Here is a 17483-nt window from a genome sequence, read left to right as displayed (position 1 = left end):
GCCGGTCGTACCGGCCGGACCCAAACACCTTTCTATAACCCGTGGTTATGTGCCCGTATGGAACTGCCCACGCCCGCGGACCTGCGCCAGCGGCGAACCGACCTCGAGCTGACCCAGAGCGAACTGGCCGACCGAGCCGACGTCTCCCAACCGCTGATCGCCCGCATCGAGGGCGGCGACGTCGACCCGCGACTGTCGACGCTGCGACGGATCGTCACCGCGCTGGACGAAGTCGAGGGGGGCATCATCCGCGCGGCGGACCTGATGAACGAGGACGTCGTCAGCGTCTCCCCCGACGACTCGGTCAGCGAAGCGGCGCGCAAGATGGAGGCGGAAGCGTACTCGCAACTCGCCGTCATCCAGGACGGCACCCCCGTCGGTTCGATCAGTCAGAGCGAACTCGTCCACCTCGACGAGGCCGACCGGGACGAATCGGTCGAGGCGCACATGGCCGAGAGCTTTCCCACGGTTTCGAAGGACGCCTCGCTGGACGAGATCAGCAATCTCCTCGATCACTACAAGGCGGTGATGATCACGGAAGCGGGCAGCACCGTCGGCATCATCACGGAAGCGGATCTCGCGGCGCGGCTCTCTTGATCGGTGTGACGCGACCGCGCCCGGCCCCGGCACGCACCGTCGGGACGGCGATTCGAGAGCCCAACTGACGATCCTCGGGGCGTCCGCGCCGGGAGTCCCAGGCCCCGATCTCGAACGACGCTTCGTCGAGACGGTGACTGGTGCTCGAGTGCACCGTCCGGAACTCCGCCCGCGCCCGAATCACGGGATCCAGAACGGCGTCGGTCGGCATTCTCGTCACGGGACGCCGAGCGGATTCCGCCCGCGTGTCGGCGTCGACCGCGCCGGGATACTCGCCGTCGGGTTCCGTTCGCTGACCGGCGTGACGAGTCGATCGACGGACCTGTGGGGGCGAACGGTGCAGCGTCCACCGCTTTCGATGCGAGCGGCTGGTCGGGCGAGACCGCACCCGTCTCCAGCCGGTCGAACGGCGAGCGAATCGAGTTCGCCGTGGTTCAGCGAACCGGGGCTCGATCCTACCCGTACACCTCCACCCGCCGTCTCGCAATCTGCACCCGGTAGTTGCCGACCGAGAACGCGACGCGGAGGTCGCTCCGCGCCGCTCGCTCGCCGACCATCGTATCGAGCGCATCGGGATCGACGTGGTCGAAGAGGCAGATGCCGCGATCCGCCGGAAGCGCGACCGGATCGACGTTCTCGGCGTCAGCGATCGCATCGACGACCGCGGCGCCGACGGTCGGGTAATCGTCGATCGGCCGCTGGGTCACTCGCGTGTAGTCGTTCGGCGACGCGTCGTCCGAGATCATTCGGACCACCGGTAGCGTCGAGGGTCGTCGGGCGTCACGTCCGATATCGATTCTCGCACCATCAGTCGGCCTCGCTGTCGTCGATCCGGTCGTCGGCTTCGCGATCGCCGACGACGAACGCCGTCGTCCTCGCCGTCCCCGGTTCGATCGTCGCACCCTTCGCCGCGGTAGCACCACTTTGTGATAACGTCATACGGCACCGTAGGGTGGTTGACCGATTCAAAAATACCCCGAGTCCGTTCGTACGGATCGATCATCCGATGACGAATTCCTGGTCCGAGTCGAACCCGCGGTCTCGGGGAATCGGATACGACGACGGATACGTCGCGGAGCCATCAGATCGGTGACCGATTTTCGACGGCCCCGAGCGGCCTATTCGCGATCGGACCCGCGCGTTCGAAGGTGCTGGTGGATCTGAGTGTGACTATCTGCTCTGCAGACCGTAATTCGTCGTTACTCGCCGTCTGCGCCGTTCAGACCGTCACGGATTGTGAGGGGAAACGGTCCCGAACGTTTTCGAACGGTCAGCCGGTTCGGGGGCGAACGCCTCGGCGGATCGATTGCAGGCCCCGTCGCTTCACGGGTTCGATCGGTAGAACCCTTCCCGCCGTCTTCGATCGCGTTCGAGGCGCCCTCCACCGACTGTACCGAACGCGAGCGTATCGACCGGTCGGCACGAGGTCGCGACCGGGCGCGGTCGACGGCTGGACGCCGGTCGTCCCGACTCGACGGAACCTCGAGCCCGGGGCGAGGGCGCGAACGGCGAGCCCGTTTTAACGCCTCCGACGTGGAAGGAACCGAGTGGGATGGATCGAGATCGGACGCTGGATACGACGCGCAGGAAGCTGATGCGAGGCGCACTCGCGGCGGGAGTAGCCGGGGCGGTCGCCGGTCGAGCCGCGGGAGCGGACGAGTCTGGATACCCCGAGGGGACGCCTCCGGTCCGCGGACGACCGGTCGACGATTCCCGGGCGGCCGATTCGTGGCCGATGCGCGGGGCCGGACCGAAGAATACCGGTCACGCCCCGTCGGCGGCCGGTCCGGCTGGCGACGTCTCCGCGCTGTGGACATTCGAGACCGGCGATTGGGTCGCCAGTAGTCCCGCTGTCGCGGACGGAACCGTGTACGTCGGTTCGGCCGACGGGAACGTCTACGCGCTGGACGCGGCCGGCGGTGGCGACCGATGGTCGTTCGAGACCGACGGCGAGGTGATAAGCAGTCCCGCCGTCGCGGACGGGACCGTCTACGTCGGCTCCTACGACGGGACCGTCTACGCGCTGGACGCGACCGACGGAGCCGAGCGCTGGTCGTTCACCACGATCGACTGGGTCGAGAGCAGCCCGACCGTCTCCGCGGACGCCGTCTACGTCGGTTCGGACGACGGGACCGTCTACGCGCTGGACGCGGCCGACGGCGACGAACGGTGGACTTTCGAGACCGGCGACAGGGTGGTGAGCAGTCCCGCGGTCGCGGACGCGACGGTCTACGTCGGCTCGAACGACGGGACCGTCTACGCGCTGGACGCGGCCGGCGGCGACGAACGGTGGACCTTCGAGGCCGACGGAGCGGTTTCCAGTAGCCCCGCCGTCGTCGATGGAACCGTCTACGTCGGGTCGACCGACACCAGCGTGTACGCGCTGGACGCGGTGGCCGGCGGCGAACGGTGGTCCTTCGAGACCGGGGGAGCGGTGACCAGCAGCCCCGCGATCGCGGACGGGACGGTCTACGTCGGCTCGGACGACGGGACCGTCTACGCGCTGGACGCGGCCGACGGCGACGAACGGTGGACCTTCGAGACCGGCGACAGGGTGGTGAGCAGCCCCGCGGTCGCCGCCAACACGGTCTACGTCGGCTCGAACGACGAGACCGTCTACGCGCTGGACGCGGGCGGCGGCGACGAACGGTGGACATTCGATACCGACGGGTGGGTGGTCAGCAGCCCCGCTGTCGCGAACGGGACGGTCTACGTCGGTTCGAACGACGGGACCGTCTACGCGCTAATCTCGACCGATGCGGACGGAGGTTAGGACGCCGCCGCGTCCTCGATCAAGCCGATCCCCCACTCCACCTCCTCCGGCGTCAGACCGCTCCTGCCGTTTCTCCGAACCTGGCTCCAGCGCGCACTTGCAGACGGCTCCACATCCCGTCCCAGTTCCTTCTCGAGGGACGAACGGTCGAGTAGCAGACCGTTCGTCGCCCTCGTTCCAGCGACGGGCGGCCGATCAGCCCAGGCCTCTGACGAGCGATCCGAAGACTGGAAGGGCGAGGGCGGCGCCGACGGTGAGATAGATGACGGGCCGCATCGCCAGCACGTCGCCGAGCGATCCACCCACGGTGAGCGCGAAGACGCTCAGGACGAGCGCGCCGAATCCGAGCCCGAAGAGCAGGCCCCGACGGAGCGAGGGCGCGACGAGCCCGACGAGCGCGCCGCCGAGTACGAGACCGAACCAGTGCACCCAGGTGAGGGAGAGGCCCACTGCCACGGCGCCCGCGAGGGCTAGGGGGTGATCGCGCGGATGCGTTCGCGCCCGGTCCACCGTCGCACCGCCTCGGTGGCGGACCCGTGCCAGTTTCGACGCCGATCCGTCCCGTTCTCGCTCGTCGGATCGTTCCTCGACGGTCATTCCGATCCCTCCCGGAACTCGACGATCACGTCGCCGTCCACCTCGAGCGGGATCGAGCGGTACTCGCTGTCGACCCATCGCTGGAACTGGTCGCCGTAGTGTGGCGAGAAGTAATCGCCCGAATTACCTCCCGGCAGGATCGCTCGATTCTCGTCGCCGGGTACGGCGAGGAATCTGATGCTCGCACCGACCGCCGACTCGACCCGGTAGTTGTTCACCGTCGTCCGCGAGCCGTCGGCCGGTCGGGCCGAGAGATTGAGGAACGGCGCCTCGGCGCCGAACGGGTGCTCGATGGGGGCGGTGGTGTTGTAGTCGCCGTGCGTCTCCCACCCCTCTTCGTCGAGCTCGTCGAGCGTGTCCTCGAGCGCCGCGATCATCGTCTCCTCGCGAGACCGGTCGGCGAAGAACGCGCTGTCTCCGGAAAGCGTGGCGACCACCCAGTCGTTCGGATAGTACGATTCGTCGAGTCCCGCGTCCTCGAACGCCGGCTCGCAGATGGCTTCGACGAACCGATCGAACCATCGCGCGAAGAGCAGGGCGGCGCGGGAATCGCGTTCCATCTCGTAGGCCCACTCGTCGAGCGTCTCGGCTGCATCGACGAGTCGCTCGTCGTCGTCCCCGTGAGCGTCGACCGCGGTCACGAGGTCGGGGACCACCCGCTCTGCTCGCCGGTCCCGGACGTCGGTCTGGAGCGCCTCGTGGAACGCGAAGTCCGTGGGGTCCCCTCCCTCGACGACCTCGTCCAGAACCTCGTAGATCCGCGCGCCGCGATACGGCGAGGCGAAGCGGGTCCCGATGTAGTGGTCGGGCTCGTCCGCGAGCCGCTGGTTGGCCGTCGCGAGCGCGTCGGGATCGATCGCGTGCGGCTTCTCCTCGAACGGCACGAACCCGTCCCAGGAGGACGTCCCGTAGGGCGTGAACCCCTCCCACTCGCCCTCCCCTGTCGAGCCGTCGAAGATCCGGTCTCCGTCGACGACCTCGCCGTCGACGGTGCGGATCGGAATTCGACCGGTCGCGTAGTACAGCGTGCGGCCGTCCGCGTCCGCGTAGACGAAGTTCTGAGTGGGTTCGTCGAACCGCTCGAGCGCGTCGAGGACGTCGTCGAGGCCCTCGCTGCGACAGATGTCGTAGATCGCTTCCGAGGTGCGGGTCGCGGTGAGACCCGTCCACGCCACCCCCACGCGGCGACCCTCCCGCTCGATCACGGGGCCGTGAACGGACTTCGTCACGGCGACGGTCTCGGACTCCGCCCCGGCGACGTCGATCTCGCGTTCCTCGCGGTCGAACTCGCGCCACTCGCCGCGGTAGCGGTACCGGTCGCCGGTCTCGTCGACCTCGTACTCGTAGCAGTCGAGGACGTCCGCCCCGACGTTCGTGAACCCCCAGGCGCCGCGCTCGTTCGCCCCGATGACGACGAACGGAACGCCGGGGAACGTGAACCCGCGGACGTTCGCCTCGGGCGTCACCACGTGCTGTTCGTACCAGACCGGCGGCGTCATCAACAGCAGGTGCGGATCGTTGGCGACGAGGGGTCGACCGCTCTCTGTGTACTCGCCGGAGACGACCCAGCTGTTCGAACCGACGCCGGTCGGCGACTCGAACCGCGAGAGCCAGTCCGCGAGGGCCGCGCCGTCGCGCAGATCGTCGGCGGGCGATTCGCCGTCGCGGACGGCCTCGCCGCCGGCCGAATCGTCGTCTGTCCCGTTGCCGCCGCCGGTTCCATTGTCGCCGTCGACCGAATCGCCGTCCGTGTCGTCGCCGTCTCCACTCGCGCCCCCGACCTCGCCGAGTGCGTCGTCGCCCTCGCGAAGGATCGGACTGCCGTGGTCGAGAAACGGCGGAAACAGCTCCTCGACGACGTCGTCTCCGAGTTCGTCGGCGATCTTCGCCCGCCGGAGCTCTCCGAAGTCGCCCGTCAGATTCCAGGCGATCTGCTTGGCCATCAGCATCGCGTCCGTCGGCGTCCAGGGGTCGGGCTCGTACCCCAGGAGTTCGAACTCGAGCGGGAGCCGCTCGTTCTCCATGGCTGCGGTCACGCCGTCGGCGTAGGCTTCGACCAGGGGCGCGTGGTCAGTGTCCTCGAGGCCCGCCCAGGTGGCCTCGGCGGCGCCGACGAAGTCCATCCGCACGTGGAACTCGTCGGACTCGAGGGTGGCCGATCCCGCCAGCTCCGACAGCTCCCCACGCATCTGTCGTCGCTGGACGTCCAGCTGGAAGAGGCGATCGAATCCGTGAACGTAGCCGACGGCGAAGTACGCCGCCGCTTCGTCGTCCGATTCGACGTGCGGAACGCCATCGTCGTCGCGCCTGACCGCCGCCGGGCCGTAGGGACTCTCGACACGCTCGCTCAACCGGCGATCGGCGGCGCGCCAGGCGTCCCCCGAGAGCGGCGCGAATCGATCCAGCAGGGTCCTCGCGTCGGTTGCGGTCAGCCCAACGACGCCGCCCACCAGCACCGTCGCCAGGACGGCCCGGCGCGAAATGCGTTCGCTCACGGTCGTTCCTTACAGCGAGGCATCTTAATCGTCACTCCGTCAACGTCGCGTCGCTCGACCATATACGCCACTCCGTTAGCGTCGCGTCGCTCGTCCGGATCGTCGATCCGTGCTCGCCGCATCTCCGGCGTCTCGAGTAATATTCCGTTACGTCGCTCGCGAACGGCGCTCCCGATCGACCGATCGCCGAAAACGGACCGTTTGGACTCGAACGAACTGACGGACCCATGGTCGGGGTTCTCCAATATCGCCCCAGTGACACACACCGGTCCGCACTCGCATCGAATGCATCGACCGAGGGACGGCCGGAGACCGATCCCGCGAGGCGTTCTCGATACCGTCGGCCGCTCGCCGGCCGGCCGTGAACGAGTCGTCCGATTGAGGATCGCTCCCGCGTGCGCTCTCGTGGCCCCGGACCCCCCGGCAAATCCCGGGTGAGCGGAGGTGGCCAACGATCGCGGCGAACTCGGGGACGCCCGCGATCGGAACGCCGCGAGAGCTCAGGCGGTGCGTCGCAGGGTCGCCAGCATCGAGGGTCTCGTCCGGCTCCCGACGGTTTGTACGGCACCCCCGGACGTTCTCCTCGGTGCGGCGCTCGTCGCCGGCGCCGGCATCGGCGTCTCGCTTCTCGACGTCGCCGGTCTCTCGATGGCGTCGATCTTCCTCTTCGCCGGCGTCTCGACGTTCCTCGACGAGTCCGACTCTTCCGGCATCGAATCGGAGCGACTCGTCCGCACCGTCGAGCCCTCTCGACGCGCGACGGTGCTGCTCGGCGGCGCGTTCCTCGCGACCGGCGTGGTCGTCGCGGGCGCCTCGACGGGCGTCACCGGGGCCCTCGTGGCCGGGTCCCTCGCAGTTGTCGTGGTCGTCGCGGAGGGTCGGACGTCGGACGCGCCGGTCGGCGTGCTGTCGCGGGGCGGGACGCGAGCGCTAAACGTCCTCCTCGGCGTCACGGCCGGGATGGGCGCGGCCGGCGTGTCCTCGAGCGACCTGCCGGGGACCGCGATCGTCGTCCCGCTCGTGATCGGCGGGTACGTCTCGACCGTGGTCGCGATCTCGCCCGTCGAGACTGCCGGTAGCGATCGCCGCGCCATCGCGACGGCCGGCGCCGCCGTCGTGTTCGCGGTCGTCGCGCTCGGCTGGTTCCTCGTCTGGATCGACGCGGGACCCCTCGAGCTGGTTCTGTCGCTCTCCCTGGCGGCGGCGTTCGCCGGATTGGTCGGCCGAGCGATCCTTCGCGCCTACGCGGAACCGGTGTCCGTCGTGGTCGCACCGGCGGTCGGTACCGCCCTGTTCGGGCTGGTTCTGCTGGAGGCGGCGTTCGCCGTCGCCGGCGGCGTCGAATGGGCGCTGGCGATCGCCGCGTTCGGCTTTCCCTTCGCCGTCCTGTCCCGTCGGTTCGCCGTCCGCTAACTCGTCGGTCGCCCCGTCCCGACGCTCCGCCGTCTGCTGGTCCGACGATCTATCGGCGCCAGATCCCCGGGCAATTCGCTCGGAGGGGTGCGCTTATTCTTCCTCCTCTTCGTCTTCGTCTTCGAGTTCCTCCTCGTCGATCTCGTCGTCGGGCCTCGCGCCCTCCAGCGTGAGCGTGAGCTCTTCGTCCCCCTCGAGGGTGATCTCGTCACTGACCTCGTCGAACTCCTCTTCGAGGCTGGTGACGGTGATCTCGTACTCGGCCTCGTAGAGCGCTTCTTCGAGCGTTCCGTCCTCGATCACCTCCGAATCGAAGTGGTACGCCGGGATGGTCCCCTCGTCGGGGACGACCGATCCTTCGATGAAGTGCGAGACCGCCTCGCCGTCCTCGTTCTCGAAGTGGAGCGTGAGCGTGTGTTGGTCGAGGTCAGCGAAGGCGAACTCGTCGCCGTCGGCGTGTTCGACCTCGCCGCGCATCTCCTCGGGGTGGAACGGACAGTGGTAGGCGACCATCTCCTCGGTGGCCTCGAACTCGAACGTCTCGGTTTCTCCCTCCGCTTCGAGCGTCTCGCCGCGTTCTATCTCCTCGTCCTCCTCGTCGAGGAGGGCGAAGGCGTGCTCGACGTCCTCACAGTTCTCCCACTCGAGGACGTAGCTCTCGCCGGCTTCGAGCGCGAGCGTCGGATTTTCCTCTTCCGCGATATCGTCCGGTTCGACGCCGCTCCAGCCTTCCGTGCGGGCCGTCAGGACGAAGTCCGGTTCCGCTTCCTCCTCCTCCTCGTCGGCCGACGCGAGGCCGGCTAACGAGCCGGCGAAGCCGGTCGCGGCGATCGTCGCCAGGACGCTCCGTCGCGCTCGTGCGAGCCGCGGACCACCGCCGCGCTCCGAATCGCTTTCGTCGCTCGGCTGTCTGTGTGCCATAGGACAATCGACAGTGGCAAACGCGGCGAATAAACCCGACATACCGTTGTCCGAGGAAAAGGACGGCTACGATTCGCGATTCGATCGTCGCGTTCCCCGTCCCTTGCCGGTAATCGACGTTCAATCGCAGCCGTCGTCGACACTCGCCGGGGTTCGTTGGAGTGCTGTCGGAGGACCGATAAAACCGGGTTCAGCGAACGGACGTGACAAATTGGATTTTGCATTTCGCCGAGAGGTGGTCCCGACTTGCGGCCGGTTGGGGGAGCCTCGCTTCGGGGGGACGATCGCGCTCGTCCACGAGCACGTCCTCGGCAGATCGATGCCGGAAGCGGTTGGACGCATTCGGTCGCCGTCGGGGTCGGTGAGGACACCTCGGCGTGACCCGGCCGATGGCTACTCACGCACGATCCGTTCGATCGGTGGTGCGGACGAATCGTTCGGATCGTGTTCTCGGTGCACCGAGGTCTTGCGGGTGAAAGCCTTTCGCCGGCGACGGCTCCGAAGCGAGTACTGAGCGTCGGAGGGGGCGCGGATCGTCGGAGCGAGTACTGAGGGTCGCAGGTCGCCCTGGCGTGACTCGGCTGAAGCGTCTCGGCCCTGGGATAGCCCCCGCAGAGTCCACTCGCCCGAACCGTTATCGTTCGAACGACCGAAGATCCAACGGAGCGATTCGCGAATGGCAAGGGATTCCACGGACGACGCCTCGTTGCGGGAGTTCGCCGAGGAACTGCTGCGTTTCGATACGACGGACGGGAACGAGCGACCGGCCCAGGAGTGGGTCGAGGACCGCCTGCAGGAATTCGGGTTCGAGACGTACACCTGGACGGCTGACGGGGAAGCGCTGGGAGCGCATCCGTCCTTTCCGGACGATCCGGCCCCGGCGAGTATCGAGGATCGGCCCAGCGTCGCCGGCGTGCTGGAATTTGGGGACCCGGACGCGGGACCGACGCTCGCGTTCAACGGACACGTCGACGTGGTGCCGGCAGACCGGGGGCGCTGGACGAGCGACCCCTTCGAACCGACCTGGGACGGTGACGAGCTCACAGCGCGCGGCGCTGCTGACATGAAGTGCGGACTGGCCGCTGGCATTTTCGCGGCGCGAGCGCTTCGTGATTCCCACGGAGACCGCGAACGTCGCGAAGTTCGCGAGACTGGGCCCTCCGACGCGGACCGCGATCCCGCGGACGAGGGCGCGGCATTGAACGGTCGGCTCGTCGTCGAGAGCGTCGCGGGCGAGGAGGAAGGCGGCGTGGGGGCCGCGGCGGCCGCGCTCGACTCCCCGTACCCGTTCGACCGGGACGCGGCGATCGTGATGGAGCCCACCGAGCTCCGGCCGGTGGTCGCGACCGGCGGGAGCCTGATGGCGCGGCTGACCGTGGCCGGCCGATCCGCCCACGCAGCGCGCGCGTGGCGCGGCGAATCCGTCTTACCACACTTCGATCGGATTCGGGACGCGTTCGACGAGCTCGCGGCCGAGCGGAGCGAGGCGATCGACCATCCGCTGTACGACCGGTTCGACGATCCGACCCCGACGTCGATCGGAACGGTCGACGCGGGGTCGTGGGCCTCGACGGTCCCCGCCGCTCTCGAGGCCGAGTACCGGATCGGTGTCGGTCCGGACGAGACGGTGGCCGACGCGGAGGCGGCCTACCGGGCGCGTCTGGACGAGGTCGTCGCCGGGGACGACTGGCTCGCCGACCATCCCCCGACGTTCGAACGGTTCTCGATCCAGTTCGAGCCGGCGGAGATTTCGCCCGACGAACCCGTCGTTCGGGCGTTGCAAGCGGGAATGCGCGACTGCGGGCTGGCGGGGACGACGCCGCTCGGCGAGACGTACGGCGCCGACTCGCGCCACTACGTCGATGCCGGGATTCCGACCGTCCTGTTCGGCCCGGGATCGGTGGATCAAGCCCACTTCCCCGACGAAACCATCCGGTGGTCAGACGTGACGACGGCGGTGGACGTACTCGCGGCGACCGCCGAGCGATTCCTGCGTCGTGACTGATCGGGCGATACTCGTCGATCGGACGCTGACGGCCGGACGCGGCCGCCGACTCGTCTCGACGGACCGACCCCGGGCCGACCCGCCACGTCGGTCACCGGTTCGGAGGGGACGTCTCGTCCGTCCGCGCTTCCGTCGGACCGTCACGCCGATCGGTGAATTATCCGTCTTCGCCCGGTAGCCGTGTCGTGAGCGTCATCGCCGAGTTCACGATCCCGGCGGAGGCCTTCGCCATCGACCGGGCGTTCGAGACCGGTCCGGCCGTGACGATCGAGGTCGAGCGGTTGGCGACGCACAGTCGCGAGTGGGTGATGCCGTTTCTCCGGGTGAGCGCCGACGACCCAGAGTCGGCGACGGCGGAACTGCGCGAGGATCCGTGCGTCGAGGATTCGACCGGACTCGATGTCGTCGAGGAGGCGAGTTGCGCTAACGGCCAGCGGAACGAGGACGTCCGGAGGTTCGTCGGCCAGATCGTCAACAAGCACGGTATCGTGCACGAAGCCGAAGCATCGGGAGAGACGAATTCCATGCGGGATCGACGGTGCGCTACGGCGTTCGCGTCTCGACACGGGTCCGACTCTTCGAATCGGCGCCCCGGTCGTGCGTCGCGGTGCACGACCGCGACCGCGTTACCCGGACGGCGATCGCATCGACGGGGGACGATGCCCCGTTTCCCGGAAACCGCTCCGTCGCGATCGACCACTCCCTCGCCACACCCCGTCGAGTATCGGCGGTCCGTGGGTCGTCTCCCGGCGTCCTCGGACGGCGTACAATTACCCGGCTGGACGGTGAACGTTCGACGATGACCGATACCTTCGTCGTCGTCGGCGGCGACGCGGCGGGAATGTCCGCCGCAAGCAAGGCGAAACGGGACGACCCGGACCTCGAGGTCGTCGTCTTCGAACGCGGGCGGTGGGTCTCGTACGGCGCCTGCGGGCTTCCCTACTACGTCAAGGGCGAGATCCAGTCCCTGGAGCACCTCGTGTCGGTGACGCCCGAGGAGTTCCGCGAGGAGCGGGACATCGACCTGCGGACGGGTCACGACGTGGTTTCGATCGATCCCGACGAGCGGACGGTCACCGCGGAGCGGACGGACGACGGCGACGCGACCGCCCCCGACGGAGATGGCGCTCCCGTCGTCCAGCCCTACGATCACCTCCTGATCGCCACGGGTGCGGAGGCGGTGGTCCCGGAGATCGAGGGGACCGACCGCGAGGGCGTCTACACCCTGGGCTCGATGAGCGACGGCAAGGAGCTCCGGGAGTACGTCGCGCGGGCGCGCTCCGGGGAGTCGATGCAGCAATCCGACCGCGGACCGGCGTGCCGGTACCTCGAGGACTGTGCGGGGCCGGTCGCGGTCGTCGGCGGGGGCTACGTCGGCATCGAGATGGCCGAGGCGCTCGCCGCCAACGACTTCGAGGTGAACCTGTTCCAGCGCGGCGACCGGGTGCTGACGGGATTCAGCCCCGAGACGAGCGACGAAGTCGCCGCACACCTCCGCGACCGGGACGTCGGGCTCCATCTCGGCGCCGAAGTGCGGGAACTCGCGGGCGCCGATCGCGTCGAGGCGGTCGTGACGGCCGACGAGCGCGTCTCGGTCGACATGGTCCTCCTGGGAACCGGCGTCCGTCCCCGGACCGCGCTCGCCGAGGACGCCGGCATCGAACTCGGCGCCGCGGGTGCGATCGCGACCGACACGTACCGGCAGACCAACGTGACCGACGTTTACGCGGCCGGCGACTGCGCCGAGGCCACGCACGCGATCACCGGCGAGTCGACCTACGTTCCTCTCGCGCTGACCGCCAACCGTCACGGTCGCGCGGTGGGTCAGACCGTAACCGGACGTCCGACGGAGGGCGGGGACGTCGCCGGGACGGCGGCCGTAAAGGCGTTCGACGTCGAGGCCGCTCGCACGGGGATTCTGGATCACGAGGAGGCGCGCGAGGCCGGGTTCGATCCCGTCGTCGAGACGATCGAGGCGAAATCCAGGGCGGGCTACTACCCCGAAGGCGGGACCGTCACGGTCACCCTCGTCGCCGACCGAGAGACGGGGCGCGTCCTCGGAGCGAGCCTCGTCAGTGAGTACGGGGAGGGCGCCGTCCACCGCAGCCACGCGATCGTCGGGGCCATCGAGGAGGGTGCCAGCGTCTTCGACCTGGAGAACTACGATCTGGCGTACGCGCCGCCGTTCAACACGACCTGGGATCCGGTGCTCGTGGCCGCGAAGGTGGTGGCGGGGAAGCTGCGGTGAGCCCGTCCCCCGACGGAGCGGTGCTCAGTCGGTTTCGCAGTCGACGTCGTCCCGGGGGTGCGCTTCGATCACGGCTTCGATGCCCGCCCGGACGGCCTCGCTCCGGTTCGGGTAGACGCCGGCTTCGACGAGCGATTCGAGCGCCGCCAGCTGTTCGTCGGTCGTCCGGACGGTGACGCGGTCGCAGGTTCGACGGCGCTCGAGTCGGGAGCGACGCGAATTCGACGCATCACTCGCATCGTTCGACGAGCTACCCGCCACGGCTTCCCTCCGCTTCGCGTGCGGGAACCGGTTGTGAGGGCGCGCTCATCCCCGTCTCCGTGCGAACGTTGGAACCGATGGTTCGCTCTGAGCGCATACGGGCCGAACGGTCCGACCGCGGAAAAGGGCTCGCGTAGCACGGTGAAAGTGAAGCCGGCGGACGATTCGGGAGTCCGTGTTCGACCTCCCTCTCGTCGGCACGGTTCCGGGCGGAATGTGGGGGCCATTCGACACTTCTAGCCTCGTATCGGTGTGCTGGTCCAGCTGGCGGAGACCGACGCGAAACTCACGGGCGACGCGAAACTCGCGGACGAGGTGAAACTCACGGTGGAGTCGCTCCCGCGCGTCGAGGGCGACGCTGGCCAGTTCCGACAGTTCGTCCAGAACCTGCTGAGCAACGCCATCAACTGCTCGGGTGACGAACCGTCACGAATCGACGTTGCGGCCGAACCCGACGGCGGCGCCCGAGTGATCTCGGTCAGCGACGGGGGGATCGCCATCGATCCCGACGATCGGGAGGGCCTTTTCGACATTTTCGACCGGTTGCACGGTCGGGAGACTTACGACGGAACGGGGATCGGTCTCGCGGTCTGTGAGCGGATCGTCGCGCGTCACGGCGGCGAGATTCGGGTCGACTCCGGGCCCGGAGAGGGGTCGACGTTTTCGTCCACGGTCCCCGATTCGAGCGACTGACGGCATGTTCGCCACGCTGTTCCGAGCGACGGTCCGTTCACTGTGCGGTTGCATCCGTCGTCGTCTCGCTTTCGCGCACGAACGTCCCGAGCAGGCGGACCGACCTCCTCGGGCACTTCCCGGACGTCGGTGACGGGGTCCGGTCTAGCGGCTCGACGGGTCGTGAGCTCGCTCGCATCCACCAATTCGTTTAACCCGATCCGTCTCGATTTTCCGCTGATGAGTGATCCAGGGGGATCTTTTGACGCGCCGCTTCGAAGCGATGGGGGCGAACCGGACTCGCTTCATCGCGTCCAGCGGCTCGTGAACGCCGTCGACGACGGTATCTATCGGCTCGATCCCGAGGGCCGGTTCGTCTCCGTCAACGACGCCATCCTCGACGCGTCGGGGTACTCGCGGGAGGACCTCCTCGGATCGCACGTCTCGAGCGTCATCGCGGAGGCGGACGCGGACCGGCTCGAACGGGAGATCCGGACGCGGCTCGAAACCGGCGCGGATCCCGGTTCGACCTTCGAGCTCTCGGTCGAGACGGCCGACGGCGATCGCCTCCCCTGCGAACTTCGGTTTACCCTGCTCCGCGAGGACGGAACGTTCGAGGGCACCGCAGGGGTTATCCGGCCGATCGACGATCGAACCGGCCGGGGAGCCCGCGAGCAGCTGCCGTCCATCTGGGAGACCTACGACTCGATCTCTTCGGTCATCGACGAAGCCGACGTCGGGGTGTTCGTCCTCGACGACGACTTCGACGTGGTCTGGATCGACGAGACCGTCGAGGAGTACTTCGATATCGATCGGTCCGCGGTCGTCGGGCGGGACAAGCGAACGCTCATCGAGGAGACGATCCGGGACCGGCTCGCCGACGCCGAAACGTTCGTGGAGACGGTCACGGCCACCTACGACGACAACACCTACGTCGAACGGTTCGAGTGTCGAATCACGCCCGGCGAAGGTCGGGAAGAGCGCTGGCTCGAACATCGGAGCAAGCCGATCGAGTCCGGGCGGTACGCCGGCGGTCGGATCGAACTCTACTACGACATCACCGACAGAAAGACGGCAGAACGCGCGCGCAAAGAGAGCGAGCGGCGATTCGAAACGCTGGTCGACGCCGTCGAGGAGTACGCGATCTTCATGCTCGACCCCGAAGGGACCGTCGTCAGCTGGAACGACGGCGCCGAGCGAATCAAGGGCTACGACGCCGACGAGATCCTCGGCGAGCACCTCTCGCGCTTCTACACGGACGAGGATCGAGCCGACGGGATGCCCGAGCGAAACCTGGCCAAGGCGAGAGCGCTCGGAACGATCGAAGAGGAGGGCTGGCGCGTCCGGAAGGACGGCTCGCAGTTCTGGGCGAACATGACGATCACGACGATCCGGGAGGACGGCGAGTTGCGAGGGTACGCGAAGGTCACCCGCGACCTGACCGATCGCCGAGAGCGCGAGGAGCAACTGCGACGCGAGCACGATCTGACTGAACGGATCTTGGAGACGAGTCCCGTCGGCATCGCGGTCGTGGACGCGGACGGGTCGACCGAACGGGCGAACGATCGCATGGCTGACCTGCTCGACCTGCCGCCCGAGGAGATCGGCTCCTACGAGGCGGGCCAGCGGGACATGTACGACGCGGACGGGACGTTCCTCCCGGTCGAGGAACGGCCAGCGGGTCAGGCGTTCGAGCGGGGGGAACCGATCTTCGATCGGGAGATCCTGATCGACCCGTCCGACGGGCAGCGACGATGGCTGTCGATGAACGCCACGCCGATCACCGACGACGACGGCGAGCCGACACGGGTGGTCGCCACCGCGACGGAGATCACCGAGCTGAAGGAACTGGCACAGCGACGCAAGCGCGACCTCAGGGAACGCGAGAAGGAACTGGCCGCCATCCGCGTCGCGACGGACCTCCTCGATACCGGCGGCCGGCCGGTCGACCAACTGCTCGAGGAGTTCGTCGCCAACCTGCCGCAGTTCTTCCGGTACCCGGCCCGGACCGCGACGCGAGTCTCGGTCGGCGACGAGGCGGTGGCGAACGACGGGTACGCCTCCGTCGATCGTTCGATCGCGGCCCGCACCCGCACGGAAAGCGGGACCGAGATCGCGATCGACGTCGCTCTTCTCGACGATCCGCCGCGGAACGACGACGCCGCGTTCCTCGAGGAGGAACGAAAGCTGATCGACACGATCGCGACGCTCCTGAAAGCCCACTTCGACCGGCGCGAGTACGTCGACGAGCTCAGGGAGTCGAACGCCCGCCTCGAGCAGTTCGCGTACGCCGCGTCTCACGACCTTCAGGAGCCCCTTCGGATGGTCTCGAGCTACCTCCAGTTGCTCGAGCGGCGGTACGCCGACGAACTCGACGAGGACGGCGAGGAGTTCATCGCGTACGCCGTGGACGGGGCCGAGCGGATGCGCGAGATGATCGAGGGGCTGCTCGGGTACTCCCGCGTCGAGAGCCGCGGCGACCCGTTCGAACCGGTCGACCTCGAGGCCGTGCTGGCCGACGTCCGCGACGACCTCGAGATCCAGATCGACGCCCAGGACGCGGTGATCTCCATGGAGGCGCTGCCCACGGTGGAAGGCGACGCGAGTCAGCTCCGACAGGTGTTCCAGAACCTGCTCGACAACGCGATCCAGTACAGCGGCGACGAGCCGCCGCGAGTGCACGTCGCCGCCGAGCGTCGGGGCGACGAGTGGGAAGTGTCGGTGCGCGACGAGGGGATCGGCATCGACGTCGAGGACCAGGAACGCGTCTTCGAGGTCTTCCAGCGCCTCCACACGCGCGAAGAACACGACGGCACCGGCATCGGGCTCGCGCTCTGTGAGCGGATCGTCGAGCGCCACGGCGGCGAAATTCGTGTCGAGTCGGCCCCGGGGGAAGGGGCGACGTTCACGCTTACGCTCCCGGCGGTGAAGGAGTCCTAGCACGCCGAAACGGACTTCTCCCGCGAACCGTACCGCTGCGAGGGATTCTCGTCGAATGGGCGCTATCGGTCGGTACCGCTCGACTGCGTGATGCGATCTCCTCGGCGAACAGAGGGAGATAACGCACGCACGCGAAGAGCTAATTATCAGTTCACCCCGGACCTTGACGCTCGATATCGGGTAACGCCGGTTTCCCCCACGTCGAGTCGCTCGATCCACGATGCCGGTCGGACCGCTCGTTCGCCCGACCCCCTCGCCGTCGATGCCGACCTGACGTCCGTCTCTCCGCCGCGAAGTCTCGGTCCCCGAGGACACACATCCTGCATGATACTACCTAGCTTCGGCGGTCCAGTTCGCAGGCCTTATGTAGTGGCCGGCGTCTACAATTTAATCCGAAGAAGATGAGGACCCCACCCCTGCGGTCCGCCGTACAGAGGGGGTCTGATGTTAGCCTCGACAGTTCGGTGACGCTCGATCGGTCGGTCCGATCGTCTCGCCGAACACGGACCCATGTGTGAGTGTGTACTACATTCACCGCCAACCTCCCCGGTCTGACCGGGG

Annotated in this window: 13 protein-coding genes; 7 read left to right on the top strand and 6 right to left on the bottom strand. The window is 68.0% G+C overall.

The features are described 5' to 3' along the window. Positions 1–57: 57 nt before the first annotated feature. A complete protein-coding gene (locus QZT59_RS16455) occupies positions 58–597 on the top strand; it encodes a CBS domain-containing protein (protein ID WP_290818816.1) in 540 nt (179 codons plus the stop codon). Between the two features lie 455 nt (positions 598–1052). On the opposite strand, the gene QZT59_RS16450 is transcribed toward QZT59_RS16455, so the two are convergent. After that, entirely contained in the window at positions 1053–1343 is a 291-nt protein-coding gene (locus QZT59_RS16450) for a HalOD1 output domain-containing protein (RefSeq protein ID WP_290818814.1), read from the bottom strand. Between the two features lie 61 nt (positions 1344–1404). After that, complete coding sequence (locus QZT59_RS16445; protein ID WP_290818812.1) at positions 1405–1536, bottom strand: hypothetical protein; 132 nt, start codon at positions 1534–1536, stop codon at positions 1405–1407. A 613-nt stretch (positions 1537–2149) separates the two neighbouring features. Between QZT59_RS16445 and QZT59_RS16440 the strand changes: the two genes are divergently transcribed. Next, a complete protein-coding gene (locus QZT59_RS16440) occupies positions 2150–3370 on the top strand; it encodes a PQQ-binding-like beta-propeller repeat protein (protein ID WP_343195784.1) in 1221 nt (406 codons plus the stop codon). A 195-nt stretch (positions 3371–3565) separates the two neighbouring features. Here QZT59_RS16440 and QZT59_RS16435 read toward each other — a convergent pair whose 3' ends face one another. Beyond that, complete coding sequence (locus QZT59_RS16435; RefSeq protein ID WP_290818808.1) at positions 3566–3967, bottom strand: hypothetical protein; 402 nt, start codon at positions 3965–3967, stop codon at positions 3566–3568. Next, the gene (locus QZT59_RS16430) at positions 3964–6462 is read right to left on the bottom strand and encodes a penicillin acylase family protein (RefSeq protein WP_290818806.1); all 2499 of its coding nucleotides are present in this window, start codon (positions 6460–6462) and stop codon (positions 3964–3966) included. The genes QZT59_RS16435 and QZT59_RS16430 overlap by 4 nt, the downstream gene beginning before the upstream one ends. 444 nt (positions 6463–6906) lie before the next feature. On the opposite strand from QZT59_RS16430, the gene QZT59_RS16425 reads away from it, so the two are divergent. Continuing rightward, the gene (locus tag QZT59_RS16425; RefSeq protein ID WP_290818804.1) at positions 6907–7875 is read left to right on the top strand and encodes a 4-hydroxybenzoate polyprenyltransferase; all 969 of its coding nucleotides are present in this window, start codon (positions 6907–6909) and stop codon (positions 7873–7875) included. 93 nt (positions 7876–7968) lie between these two features. Here the strand turns inward: QZT59_RS16425 and QZT59_RS16420 are convergent, their stop codons facing one another. Then, complete coding sequence (locus QZT59_RS16420; protein WP_290818802.1) at positions 7969–8796, bottom strand: hypothetical protein; 828 nt, start codon at positions 8794–8796, stop codon at positions 7969–7971. Between the two features lie 676 nt (positions 8797–9472). Between QZT59_RS16420 and QZT59_RS16415 the strand changes: the two genes are divergently transcribed. Together QZT59_RS16415 and QZT59_RS16410 are read left to right on the top strand one after the other, a co-directional pair. Beyond that, positions 9473–10801 carry a M20/M25/M40 family metallo-hydrolase gene (locus QZT59_RS16415; protein WP_290818800.1) on the top strand — a complete coding sequence of 443 codons (1329 nt, stop codon included), beginning with the start codon at positions 9473–9475 and terminating at the stop codon, positions 10799–10801. 799 nt (positions 10802–11600) lie between these two features. Then, positions 11601–13049, top strand: a complete 1449-nt coding sequence (locus tag QZT59_RS16410; protein ID WP_290818798.1) for an FAD-dependent oxidoreductase — start codon at positions 11601–11603, stop codon at positions 13047–13049. Between the two features lie 24 nt (positions 13050–13073). On the opposite strand, the gene QZT59_RS16405 is transcribed toward QZT59_RS16410, so the two are convergent. Further along, complete coding sequence (locus tag QZT59_RS16405) at positions 13074–13310, bottom strand: ribbon-helix-helix domain-containing protein (protein WP_290818796.1); 237 nt, start codon at positions 13308–13310, stop codon at positions 13074–13076. A 252-nt stretch (positions 13311–13562) separates the two neighbouring features. On the opposite strand from QZT59_RS16405, the gene QZT59_RS16400 reads away from it, so the two are divergent. Then, the gene (locus QZT59_RS16400) at positions 13563–14003 is read left to right on the top strand and encodes an ATP-binding protein (RefSeq protein ID WP_394348669.1); all 441 of its coding nucleotides are present in this window, start codon (positions 13563–13565) and stop codon (positions 14001–14003) included. A gap of 219 nt (positions 14004–14222) precedes the next feature. Continuing rightward, positions 14223–16922 (top strand): PAS domain S-box protein, encoded by a 2700-nt coding sequence (locus tag QZT59_RS16395; RefSeq protein ID WP_290818794.1) that lies wholly within the window; start codon positions 14223–14225, stop codon positions 16920–16922. Positions 16923–17483 lie beyond the last annotated feature (561 nt).

This window comes from Halovivax sp., assembly GCA_007119345.1.
Classification (GTDB): domain Archaea; phylum Halobacteriota; class Halobacteria; order Halobacteriales; family Natrialbaceae; genus Halovivax.
Note: the sequence above shows the minus strand (reverse complement) of the source record. Positions and strands in the feature narration are given on the sequence as shown.